This window comes from Faecalibacterium longum (genome assembly GCF_040094125.1).
Classification (GTDB): Bacteria; Bacillota; Clostridia; order Oscillospirales; family Ruminococcaceae; genus Faecalibacterium; species Faecalibacterium longum.
The window spans coordinates 1-10,490 of sequence record NZ_JBBNIH010000130.1; the positions used below are offsets into that span (position 1 = coordinate 1).

Annotated in this window: 14 protein-coding genes and 1 pseudogene; 4 read left to right on the forward strand and 11 right to left on the reverse strand. The window is 44.7% G+C overall.

Annotation, left to right across the window (positions count from 1 at the left end; translation table 11 throughout):
• Window positions 1-77 precede the first annotated feature (77 nt).
• The 11 genes from AAAU26_RS06765 to AAAU26_RS06815 all read right to left on the reverse strand — a co-directional run bounded on the left by AAAU26_RS06765 (window position 78) and on the right by AAAU26_RS06815 (window position 8,241).
• Window positions 78-395, reverse strand: coding sequence for a DUF3847 domain-containing protein (locus tag AAAU26_RS06765; protein ID WP_227619313.1), 318 nt, complete (start codon window positions 393-395; stop codon window positions 78-80).
• A 94-nt stretch (window positions 396-489) separates the two neighbouring features.
• Window positions 490-954: a DUF4411 family protein gene (locus tag AAAU26_RS06770; RefSeq protein WP_227619312.1), complete on the reverse strand. Its 465-nt coding sequence runs from the start codon at window positions 952-954 to the stop codon at window positions 490-492.
• Window positions 954-2,126, reverse strand: coding sequence for an XRE family transcriptional regulator (locus AAAU26_RS06775; protein WP_227619311.1), 1,173 nt, complete (start codon window positions 2,124-2,126; stop codon window positions 954-956). The genes AAAU26_RS06770 and AAAU26_RS06775 overlap by 1 nt, the downstream gene beginning before the upstream one ends.
• A gap of 50 nt (window positions 2,127-2,176) precedes the next feature.
• Window positions 2,177-3,457 carry a DNA (cytosine-5-)-methyltransferase gene (gene dcm / locus AAAU26_RS06780; protein WP_227619310.1) on the reverse strand — a complete coding sequence of 427 codons (1,281 nt, stop codon included), beginning with the start codon at window positions 3,455-3,457 and terminating at the stop codon, window positions 2,177-2,179.
• The gene (locus AAAU26_RS06785; RefSeq protein ID WP_227619309.1) at window positions 3,454-4,506 is read right to left on the reverse strand and encodes a hypothetical protein; all 1,053 of its coding nucleotides are present in this window, start codon (window positions 4,504-4,506) and stop codon (window positions 3,454-3,456) included. Before AAAU26_RS06785 ends, dcm begins: the two co-directional genes overlap by 4 nt.
• The gene (locus tag AAAU26_RS06790; protein WP_227619308.1) at window positions 4,499-4,735 is read right to left on the reverse strand and encodes a helix-turn-helix domain-containing protein; all 237 of its coding nucleotides are present in this window, start codon (window positions 4,733-4,735) and stop codon (window positions 4,499-4,501) included. Before AAAU26_RS06790 ends, AAAU26_RS06785 begins: the two co-directional genes overlap by 8 nt.
• Before the next feature lie 188 nt (window positions 4,736-4,923).
• Window positions 4,924-5,115, reverse strand: coding sequence for a hypothetical protein (locus AAAU26_RS06795; RefSeq protein ID WP_227619330.1), 192 nt, complete (start codon window positions 5,113-5,115; stop codon window positions 4,924-4,926).
• Window positions 5,108-5,425, reverse strand: coding sequence for a hypothetical protein (locus AAAU26_RS06800; protein ID WP_227619307.1), 318 nt, complete (start codon window positions 5,423-5,425; stop codon window positions 5,108-5,110). Before AAAU26_RS06800 ends, AAAU26_RS06795 begins: the two co-directional genes overlap by 8 nt.
• A 92-nt stretch (window positions 5,426-5,517) precedes the next feature.
• Window positions 5,518-5,817 (reverse strand): hypothetical protein, encoded by a 300-nt coding sequence (locus AAAU26_RS06805; RefSeq protein WP_227619306.1) that lies wholly within the window; start codon window positions 5,815-5,817, stop codon window positions 5,518-5,520.
• A gap of 13 nt (window positions 5,818-5,830) precedes the next feature.
• Window positions 5,831-6,220, reverse strand: a complete 390-nt coding sequence (locus AAAU26_RS06810) for a TnpV protein (RefSeq protein WP_227619305.1) — start codon at window positions 6,218-6,220, stop codon at window positions 5,831-5,833.
• Window positions 6,217-8,241 carry a recombinase family protein gene (locus AAAU26_RS06815; RefSeq protein WP_431834284.1) on the reverse strand — a complete coding sequence of 675 codons (2,025 nt, stop codon included), beginning with the start codon at window positions 8,239-8,241 and terminating at the stop codon, window positions 6,217-6,219. The genes AAAU26_RS06810 and AAAU26_RS06815 overlap by 4 nt, the downstream gene beginning before the upstream one ends.
• 77 nt (window positions 8,242-8,318) lie before the next feature.
• Here AAAU26_RS06815 and AAAU26_RS06820 point away from each other — a divergent pair, with 77 nt between their 5' ends.
• The 4 genes and pseudogenes from AAAU26_RS06820 to AAAU26_RS06835 all read left to right on the forward strand — a co-directional run.
• A complete protein-coding gene (locus AAAU26_RS06820; RefSeq protein ID WP_021748559.1) occupies window positions 8,319-8,537 on the forward strand; it encodes a hypothetical protein in 219 nt (72 codons plus the stop codon).
• A 128-nt stretch (window positions 8,538-8,665) separates the two neighbouring features.
• Window positions 8,666-9,610 carry a DUF6017 domain-containing protein gene (locus AAAU26_RS06825; protein ID WP_021748558.1) on the forward strand — a complete coding sequence of 315 codons (945 nt, stop codon included), beginning with the start codon at window positions 8,666-8,668 and terminating at the stop codon, window positions 9,608-9,610.
• A 36-nt stretch (window positions 9,611-9,646) separates the two neighbouring features.
• Window positions 9,647-10,120, forward strand: a complete 474-nt coding sequence (locus AAAU26_RS06830) for a PcfB family protein (RefSeq protein ID WP_006775667.1) — start codon at window positions 9,647-9,649, stop codon at window positions 10,118-10,120.
• Window positions 10,117-10,416 (forward strand): annotated as a pseudogene (locus AAAU26_RS06835) (conjugal transfer protein TraG); the annotation flags it as partial. The gene AAAU26_RS06830 and the pseudogene AAAU26_RS06835, both read left to right, overlap by 4 nt.
• Window positions 10,417-10,490 lie beyond the last annotated feature (74 nt).

The following is a 10,490-nucleotide window of genomic DNA, read 5'->3' on the forward strand; positions in this document are numbered from 1 at the left end:
GCACAAACGCCAGCTTCGATTTCATCGAGCCGTCTGCAAGACCGCAATTTCACCGGAACGGTGTATAATTGCGCCCTTTATTCTAAAGGGTTTTGGACGTTGCTCCGTTCGTGAACGTCATGCACCATCTTTGCAAGCGCCAGCACGACTTCCGGTTGACGGAACGAGATTTTCAAAAGTTCCATCACCTGATCATCGGTCAGTTCTCCCGGACAGACCAGAAAGCTTTCCAGCATTCCGGCACGGGTACAAAGACGGTGCACACGCTCTCTCCGGTTCAGCTCTGACATCTGGCGTTCAAGAATCTTCTCCCGGTGCTGGCAAGAGCGCAGCTTCTGCTCTGCTTTGGCTTTTTCGCTGCGGAGGTAGGCAAGGGCGGTTTTGGGTTGGGTCATGGCATCACGCTCCTTTTTATGATTTGTATATGTAAGGAAAATAAAAAGCAGGAAGCATCTACCCATACGAATGTTGCTTCCTGCTATATTACTATTAAAAGGTTAGTTTCATCTCACGGATAAAACTAACAAAATTGATACATGTAACCCCATAGGCATCACAGATATTGGGAATTTTGGGAGCGTTAAGACTGTTAGTGCGAACTTCTTCTGTAACCAATACACAGTGCTGTTCTTGCGCAAGAGCTATCACAAAAGGATCTGCGTTGTTTTGTTTCTTTCCACCCTCAACAAGTCCACGATGCTCTGATAAAATTTTGCGAACCTTTTCCTGAATGGGAATTTCAGATGGCAAAAAATATTCTTTCCTACTTTTTGCCCATCCTGATAACGAATCGTCATTTCTTAGCAGCTCATCATAAACTTCTCGACTCGATATTATCGTCCCATTCGCCATGAGTTCGTCGATTTTATTCCATACAGAAGGATAGATGTCTCTTGGTTGCCTCTGATGTAGATTGATAAATATGTTAGCATCAAATACATATTTGTCTCCCACTAGAAGCACCACCTTTCCAGTTTTCCAAAATTTTTAGCTTTGAGGTTTAGTAAATAACTTGACGTATCTCTTGCCGTTATCTTCTCTGCATAGTAAGCATTGAGTACGGTCTTTGCATATAGTTTTCCAACTTGTGTTCCAGTATCGGTGACTGGAGGAAGAAAACCTTTTTTGGATTTTTGAGCTTTGTACGCTTTATACTCGTCCGAATACCGATTAAGCGTTTCATAATAAAAAGGCTGAGAGATAATGTTTAGTTCCCAAAGGCAATGGAGAATAACTTGCTTGCTTACCGCAAAGTCTCGTGCTATTTTGCCGACACGCGCGTCATCAAAGCCATAGGCTTGAATATCTTTTATAACAGGATGCTTGACAATACTCGATTTCGGAACCAACACCATTCCTGCAATTTGATTGCAGCGTAACTCCAGCTCATTATTAGAAGTAGAATTTTCAGATACATCTGTGCAAATTCCAGATGTACGAGTGACTATATGAACAAGTTCGTGGCAGAGAGTGAATAATCTTGCCGACGGTTCGTCTTTTCGATTCAGAACGATTATCGGCATTTGTTCATACGCAACGGATAAACCTCGCATTTCACTCGTCTCTATTTTTGCAGCCTGAAATACAAGTACATCATTTTTTTCCAGAGCTTCTACACAATGGGATAATGCTTTTTCGGGCTGGCGAAATTTCTTTTGGGTAGCCATATTTAGATTTAGCAACTCTCGAATAGCTTTTGCAATTTTCTCATTGCTACTTTTCACGTCAACCTTAATCGGGAAATCCAACGGCTTCTTACCGATTTCCTCGTATAAAGTTAACATGGAGTCTCGGCGATCCTCAATATCCCTTAAAAGCCATCTCAATTCACGAGATTCCGTATTCTGAACACCCATGTTTCCAAAGGCGCGATAGTCCACTTTGTTAAGTCGCTTTTTTCTTTGGGGTGTATCAGGAAGATAGAAGTAAACGAATGGAACCCTATACTGCTTGGCCAACTCTTTGGCCTGTGTCAATGTCGGGTAAGATTTTCCATCCTCCCATTCTTCGATTTTCTGAGGTGGAATCTTCATTTTAGATGCGATTTCATCAATAGAAATAGCGTCTAATTTTCTTGCCCAAACAAGAACCTCTGGCGTTACCAAAGCAGGAATCGATTTTGCCATAGCATCCAACCTCCTTTCTGAAACTCAAACCACAAAAATACCAAATTACGTTATTTCCAGTTCAGCACGTCTTTGTTCTGCTCAATAAAATCATTTACAACAGCTTCGATCACTGGAACGGAAACGGAGTTTCCAAACTGCTTGTATGCAAAAGCATCTGTGGGATTTACAATAAAACTGTCTGGAAAACCTTGAAGTCTTGCACACTCCCTCGGTGTAATTCGCCTCGGTCGGTTATTTTGAACAACGCCAAGACGATTGGAATCGGACGAGGTTAGCGTAATAGAAATGCTATTAGGGTCAAGAAACTTAAAGACCTCAAAAGACATATTTCCACATACAGGGTTAAATCTTCCATTATCTTCTTTCAGGTAGCCCTTTTGCTTCAAAGACTCTATTACATCCAGAATATCTTTATCAGTATAAAAGGTCTGTATTTGCTCTAGGCTAAGCTTCTTTCCGTCCTGCTGTTTCCCGAAAATCGGTTTTCGACGATTCTGAATAAGGAGGTTCATAAACTTGATTTCTTGGGGAGTACAATGCCCCTTTGTTCCGAGTTCCCATGAGTGCAAAGATTGACCGCCACGATAGTCAATGAGTCGGTAACCATTTAATCTTGACAAATCATCGCCAACAACAGACCTCAACTGATTTTCAAAGGTTTTAGAGCAGTAATATTTTTCGTCAACAGTTTCTTCAATTATATCCCTGACCATCCGTTTTGACTGAGAATTGCCAAGCTCAAAGAAATTTGTTTGTTTATACTTTCGCTTAAAGTCGTGAGAATCTGTCGCGCCCAGATTAGTCCTTAGTGACATTTTGGGCGTGGCATTTTTAATTCCGAGAATATATAAACGCACGCGATTTTGAGGTACTCCAAAGTTGGAACTGTTGAGCAGCATATCATAAGTTCCGTATCCTAAATCATGGAGCTTTGACATGATGGTATCAAAAGTACGCCCTTCATCATGCGTATATAAACCTCTTACATTTTCGAGAAGAAAGGCTTTTGGCTGGTACTTTTGAAGGATACGCTCAATTTCAAAAAACAACGTACCTCTAGTGTCACCAAATCCTTTTCGCTTGCCCGCATACGAAAACGGTTGACACGGAAACCCACCAAGCAAAAAGTCAAACGGTTCAATCTCAGAGATTTCGTGAATATCACCGCAGGGATGTTCGCCGAAGTTAAGCTGATATGTCTCACAGGCTTTCTCATTGATTTCGCTGGACAGAACACATTTGGAATCAATACCGTGTCTTTTTAGTGCCGCTTCAGCGCCCAAACGGATGCCTCCAACACCAGCGAACAAATCAATTGTCCTTATCATCCAATTCTCTCCTTAATAAACTCCGTCAGCAGCTGGAACTCTTCCGGAGTATATGCAACTGTACAATGACTATTTTCACAAAGCACACTTACCGCAGATCTCCTTGCAAAGTTTCCAGCACCGTCGATAATGTAGGCAATATAGTTTCGACTACTAACTATTTTTTCAAATCTATCGCGAGCCTGACCACCTTTGCGCTCAATCGTACTATTGGTTGTTTCTTGGAAAGTCACTTCGATGGCAACATATTTTTTATGACGGCTACTGTCATCTACACGGTCTACCACAACATCAAAATTTGTTAAAGTATCACCATCGTTCTGTGTAACCCCCGGAATAGTACCGTTGCTTCTTACACAATAATTGTTACCCAAGGAACGAGTTAGGTACTTTACAACATACTGCTGTGCACCATTACCGAGATCAGAAGCCATTTTTCCACTGATGATTTTACTCACGCGAATGTAGTTCTGTCTAACAAATGTTTCAACTTTCACGTCATCGCCGAGATATTCATAGGGCGTGCATCTGAAGAAAATCGAATGAACATTGGCCTCTACGGCTGCACCGCCAAATGTTAATAACATAATTAAATCTTTGCAAAGCGGCACATTTACGCGCGTGTCAGACAAATTTTCCGAAGTGTCAGTTTTCATGCGTTTATTGTTTAGAACGCCAGCAATAGGCAATGCCGAAAATTCATATTCAAAAGGACCATTTCCAACATCAAAGACAAATTTACGATTTGGAAATATTTCCCGAAAATCTTTGTTAATTCTTTGAAGCGGCTCGCTGCCAAAATCAACCAAAAGAATCAGATGCTTCAAAAAGAGATTATACGCAAAATGAGAAGCATCAATCAAGCTAAAAAGGCTAAGTGGTTCTTCTTTATTAGCCAATTTTAATATGGAAATAAATTTTTCTTGTGAATTTAGCAGTACAGGCAATATACTGACTTTCTGTGCTTCATCACGAACTTCTTGCGGCCACCATTTACAAGCGTGGGTCTCAAGCTCATCTATCGTGCGCTCATATTTATCTTCATTCATTTTCTACATCTCCCTTTGATTGACCATCATCTGACGTAAATTCCAAGATGTCATCAACTTGGCAGTCTAACACTGAACATATTTTTTCAATCGAGTCTAATGCGATATACTGATTTCTTTTCATGCGGGTGAAAATATTAGCACTAACACCTGCTTTTGAGATAAGTTCAGCATTTGAGATATTTCGGTCGATCATCAGGTGAAATAATCGTTTATATGTTACTGCCACCACATACCACCCCCTTTTGTTATTCATTATTGTGAAATTATATCACAAAAAAGTGATTTTTTCAATTTTTCGTTAACAACAGTTAGGATATTGACATATCCAACATAACCTGTCATTCAAATTTGGCAATTGTTACAATTTATGTACGAAGATGCTAAGCAAAGCCTTAACATCTTCGACAAGAGCAATCAGATACAAATTTTCATGGCTGAATTTAATTGATACTGTTGACCCCCGGTATCGCCGCTTTTCTTCCGGCAACACACCTCCGGATGCCGCATAGCAAGGTCGGCAAGTTGTTTCTGCAAGTCAGGATTCAGCGTAAACACGCTGCTTGTTCCGTCCTCGCTGGCGTAGATCATGGTTTCCAGCTTAAACATCGTCAATCAGTTCTTCCTCCTCGGATTCGTCAAAGATGGTCGGGCCCCAGTCCTCGTCCTCCTCGATGTCCTGCATCAGGAGCAGCATGTTGGTGTAGCACTCCATCTCAGCACGGACAAAGTAGAACATCTGGTCGTACCAGTCTGCCAGCGTTTCGTCCTCCAGCTTCCGGCAGAAGTCATACACCATCTTGTTCTGATTGGGGTCAACCGTCAGCCCGGCAACTCCGTACAGCCGCTTGCGGGTCAGTTCCAGATCGGCGCAGCCATAGGTGTAGAGCAGCTTCTTTTCTTCAAACGTCAGTTTCATAGGCTTGTTCCTCCGTATTAAAAAAGGGCCTGCCCTGTGCAGACCCGATGTAGCAAAAAGACCGCCGTGCGTTGTGCAGGGCGGTCTTGAACTCAGGATTGGAGAAAATCCCGGAGTTCATCAGCGAAAAAGGAGATTTTGGCGATAGCAGCTATCGCTATGTAAGGCAGGACGAAAACCACAAATGCGGTAATCAGCATTTTCAGGACTTCGCCGCCGTCTGCCAGCTTCATGATCCAGCTTGTCAGAGCCACGAAGAAGAACAGCCCCGCCAGCAGATTCGTCAGGATCGTGGAGAAGGTCGTGAGGAAGATGCCCACCCACTGCGCCAGAATCAGCAGCAGAAGCAGCGGAAAAAGGGCAAGTTTCAGCATCGGTTTCAGCACAGTCATCGTGGGCACCTCCTTATACAAAAATCAGCTCGGTCTTGATGATCTCCTCGGCACGGTTGCGGATGCTGTTCATCCGGCGCACCCACTCCAGTTGATCGGCAGCTCTCAGGGCTTCGGTCACGCCCTCGGCTTCCTGCATCTGCCGGACGGTCAATGCAAGCTGCTCCTCGGTCTGCTTGTCCAGCTTGGCAAGATAGCCGCTCAGCTCACCGGACAGGAGCAGTTGGTTGTACCGGACAGGGTTCTGCTCCTTCAGGTACGTCTTATGTAAGCGGCCCCACCGCCCGGTAGGGTGCTGCTCTGTCGGGGCTGCTACGGTCAGATTCGGCAGATAGTGGTCATTGACAAGGGTGTAGTCCAGACCGTTAGCGTTGTCATGGATGGAAATTTTCATGGTAGTCATGCTGCATTATCCTCCTTTGGTTTCGGCGTTGGGACTGCTTCTGGGTCAGGTTTTGGATTTCCTTTTTTCTTGTGATAGAATTCCAAGGTTTTCCTGTTGTGGTTAATTCTCCTGCACTCATCGGAACAAAATTCCTGCTGGCTGTGTGTAGGCCAGTAGGAGTGACCGCATACGGCACAGGCACGTTGCCGGTAGTAATGACCTCCTTTCTCGGCTTCTCTAGCCGCTTCCTTTTGCCCCTGTCTTGCCTGATTCCAGCAGTCTCTTGAACAGAAAAGCTGTCGGTTGCTCGTAGGTGTAAACATCTTCCCGCAGTGCGGACACGTTTTGGTTTTAATGATCTCGCCACCGTTTTTAGCGATTATCTTTGCTTTTCGCTTTTCTCGATAGGCTTTTTCACGTTTGCGCTGCTTCTCTAGGCGCTGCCGTTCTTCCTGCTCCTTCTGCGCTTTCAGTTCGGCAAGTTCTTCCTCGGTATAAGCAATATCGACTTGGCCGACATAGTTGAAATAAATGTCAACCTTTTGTGTGCGGGCATTGCCTGCACCCTCGGCTTCATAAACAACGATTTTATCGACAAGTTCGTTAAACATTGAATCGGAGATTTCTGTTGGATTTTTGCACTTGCGAATCAGCGAAATGAAATGCCGAATATCAGCGGAACTTGATTTATCTTCGGCAATTTCGGATTTCATCGTTTCCATCTGCGATTCCAATTCTGCCTGCTCGCTATCATACTGTGCCATCAGCTGCTTGTACTGTCGTTCGGGCAACAGTCCAGACATAAGATTTTCGTACAGACTACGAATAAGGGCAGAAAGCTCATCATAGCGTTTTTGACAACGTTTCAATTCCGATTGGTTCTGCTTCGGCTTTTCTTCACGTTTCTCTTTCCAAAGTGATTGCAGTTCCAAAGCGAAGGTTTCTTCATCTTTTAGAACAAATCTCGAAAAGCGTTTGACCGATGCCAATATCAGGGCTTCAACATTATCGGCACTGATTGAATGGGCAGTACAGCCATTCACCCGACTTGCATATCCACCACAACGATAAGAATATTGAGTAGACCCATCCTTTTTACTATAGTGTGTTTGCAAGGTCAATCTTCTGCCGCAGTCGGCACAATACAGATACCCGCTTAAACGGTTGGTGTGCGTTCCCCAAGCAGAAGCACGATTCACTCGGCATCTGCGTTTCTGAACACTATCCCAAAGTTCTTGCGATATAATCGGTTCATGCGTGTTCTGGAAAACGTACTGTTCATCTTCATCTGTTTCTTTTCTCTTGTGAAGTTTGAAGTTTGTGCTTACAGATTTTCGTAAAACAGTGTGTCCCAGATATTCCTGCCGACCTAAAATTGTTCTTACGGAGGAGGTGCCCCACAGGTACGGATTGGAGAACTTTGTCCCATTGTACTGCTCTGGGTGATATTTCTTTGCGTATGCAGCAGGAATCAGGACTTTTTCCCCTGTCAACAGTTCTGCGATTGCCCGTGGGCTTTTTCCTTCGTTCGCAAGAAGAAAAATGCGCTTTACGACTTCGGATGCCACAGGATCAACAACAAGTGTCTGCTTGTCGTTCGGCAAACGGTTATATCCATACGGAATAGAGCCGCTGCAACGTTTTCCATCTTTCATCCGGGCATCGAACACAGCCTTGATTTTATTGCTCGTGTCTTTGGCATACCATTCGTTCATAATATTCAAAAACGGAGCAAAATCATTGTCTGAAGCATTGTTGCTGTCGATGCTGTTGTTGATTGCAAGGAATCGGACGTTTTTCTGTGGGAACAGAACTTCCGTATAAAAACCGACTTGCAGATAATTTCGTCCTAAGCGGCTCATATCCTTCACAATAAGCGTTTCGACATTTCCTGCTTCTACCTCTTTTATTAGAGATTGAAAACCGGGACGATTGAATAATGAGGTGTGATAGCGATAGCGGCAAAAAGCTAATAAAATCAATGGTTTTGCGGACAGCGGATAGACAGGGAATGTGTTAAAAACTGAATACGCACACAAGCGGCGTTACCTTAACCCCTTTTGGGGAGAAAGTAACGCCGTTTTTTTATGCCCGCAGGAAAGGAGGCGCAGCCGGAATGTATTTCACAAAGGGCAAGCAGCGGGCGTTTGAACTGATCATGCAGCAGAAGCCGGGATTTGACCGCTATCAATCCGGTTGTGCCGGAGATGATGAAGATTGCGGTACTTGCCGTTTCTACCGCCCACAATGGAAATATGAGTTTTGCGTTTTCAAAGAGTGTCCCTATTGCCCCGGCAAAAGGACGCGGAAAACGCACGCCAGCATGGACAAATAGACGGGCAAAAGCCCTTGTGCCATGCGGCTTTGCAGACGCGAAAACGGCAAAGGGCATATTGCAATACCAAAACAGCCGAAAACGGCTTTCTAATTGTCCACGCATACCAAGAGAGGAAGTGAGGAAATATGGCAGTTTTCAGAGTGGAGCGAAATACGGGATATACCGTTATGAGCAACCACCACTTGCGAAACAAGGAATTGTCCTTAAAGGCAAAGGGCTTGTTGTCGCAAATGCTTTCGCTGCCCGAAGATTGGGATTATACCCTTGCGGGCTTATCCCATATCAACCGGGAGAAGATCGACGCAATCCGCGAAGCGGTAAAGGAACTCGAAAAAGCCGGATATATCGTGCGCAGCCGGGAGCGCGACGAAAAGGGACGCTTGCGGGGCGCAGATTACGTCATATACGAGCAGCCGCAGCCGCGAGAGCCGGAAGCAGCTACCAGCGGCGGACAGCCGCCTATATTGGATTTACCTACATTGGAAAATCCAACATTGGATAATCCAACGTTGGAAAAACCTACGCAGGAAAAACCTACGTTGGAAAATCCAACGCAATTAAATAAAGATATATCAAGTAAAGAACAATCAATTACTGATCTATCAAGTACCCATTCCATTCCTTTCCATTCCCTAAATCCCTTGCCTTATGAGCAGGACGAAGCGGCTGCGCCGCCGGAAAGGAAAAGAACGGAAGCGAAAACAAACAGTGCAATAGAGATTTATCGGGAAATCATCAAAGAAAACATCGACTATGACATTCTCATTCAAGACCCCAAAATGGATAAAGACCGTTTGGACGAGATTGTAGAAATCATGCTGGAAACCGTCTGCACAGCCCGAAAGACAATCCGTATCGCCGGGGACGACTACCCCGCCGAACTTGTCAAATCAAAGTTTATGAAGCTGAACAGCAGCCACGTTGAGTTTGTTTTGGACTGCATGAGGGAGAACACAACCAAAATCCGCAACATCAAGCAGTATCTAAAAGCGGTGCTGTTCAACGCGCCGAGTACCATTGACAGCTACTATACCGCCCTTGTCAATCACGACTTTTACGGCAGCAAATGAGCATAGCCGCAGTTTACCGGGAAAGGAGTTGATACCTTGCAGGAGGAAGTAACCCAAAAAACGATTGCCCTATCCGTCAACGTGGGAAAAGGCGCGGCAAGGCTTACCGAACAGGCGTTACAGAAAGCAATCAAGAAGTTTTTGGAGCAGAAAAGCAAAGCACCGCATGGGAAACAGACCATGCGGCAGCTTATGAAGCAAAATGCGGGGGTTTCCAACATCGAGATCACCGACAGCAATATCAAAGCCTTTGAGAGTACCGCGAAGAAATACAACATAGATTTTTCGCTGAAAAAGGTTAAGGGCGAACAGACCCGTTACCTTGTGTTTTTCAAAGGCAGGGACGCGGACGTTATGACCGCAGCGTTTCAAGAGTTTTCCGCAAAGAAGCTGAACAGGGATAAAAAGCCCTCTATCCGCAAAGCCCTTGCCGCAGCAAAGGACAAGGCGAAGCAGCTTAACGCCGCCCGCGACAAGGTAAAGAAAATAGACAGGGGGCGCGAGATATGAAGCAGATAAACTACAAAAAGCTGATAATCCCGAATATCCCGTATGTGTTCTTTGTCTATCTCTTTGATAAGGTGGGACAGGCGGTGCGGCTTGCCCCCGGCGCGGATATTTCCGAAAAGATACTCAATATCACACAGGGATTTTCCGAAGCGTTTTCAAATGCCTTGCCGAGCGTTCACCCGTTGGATTTGCTTATTGGCATTGTGGGCGCGGTGGTTATCCGTCTGATTGTCTATTTCAAAGGGAAAAATGCCCGCAAATACCGCAAGGGCGCAGAATACGGCAGCGCACGTTGGAGTGCATAATTTTAAGTGTAAATGACACATACATGGACGCACAGGAGGTTATGCACATGACTGATTATAGCAAA

Coding starts and splice junctions, on each gene's coding strand:
- AAAU26_RS06765 (WP_227619313.1), bottom strand. CDS start 395: ATGACCCAACCCAAAACCGCCCTTGCCTACCTCCGCAGCGAAAAAGCC.
- AAAU26_RS06775 (WP_227619311.1), bottom strand. CDS start 2,126: ATGGCAAAATCGATTCCTGCTTTGGTAACGCCAGAGGTTCTTGTTTGG.
- dcm (WP_227619310.1), bottom strand. CDS start 3,457: ATGATAAGGACAATTGATTTGTTCGCTGGTGTTGGAGGCATCCGTTTG.
- AAAU26_RS06785 (WP_227619309.1), bottom strand. CDS start 4,506: ATGAATGAAGATAAATATGAGCGCACGATAGATGAGCTTGAGACCCAC.
- AAAU26_RS06795 (WP_227619330.1), bottom strand. CDS start 5,115: ATGTTTAAGCTGGAAACCATGATCTACGCCAGCGAGGACGGAACAAGC.
- AAAU26_RS06800 (WP_227619307.1), bottom strand. CDS start 5,425: ATGAAACTGACGTTTGAAGAAAAGAAGCTGCTCTACACCTATGGCTGC.
- AAAU26_RS06805 (WP_227619306.1), bottom strand. CDS start 5,817: ATGACTGTGCTGAAACCGATGCTGAAACTTGCCCTTTTTCCGCTGCTT.
- AAAU26_RS06810 (WP_227619305.1), bottom strand. CDS start 6,220: ATGACTACCATGAAAATTTCCATCCATGACAACGCTAACGGTCTGGAC.
- AAAU26_RS06820 (WP_021748559.1), top strand. CDS start 8,319: ATGTATTTCACAAAGGGCAAGCAGCGGGCGTTTGAACTGATCATGCAG.
- AAAU26_RS06825 (WP_021748558.1), top strand. CDS start 8,666: ATGGCAGTTTTCAGAGTGGAGCGAAATACGGGATATACCGTTATGAGC.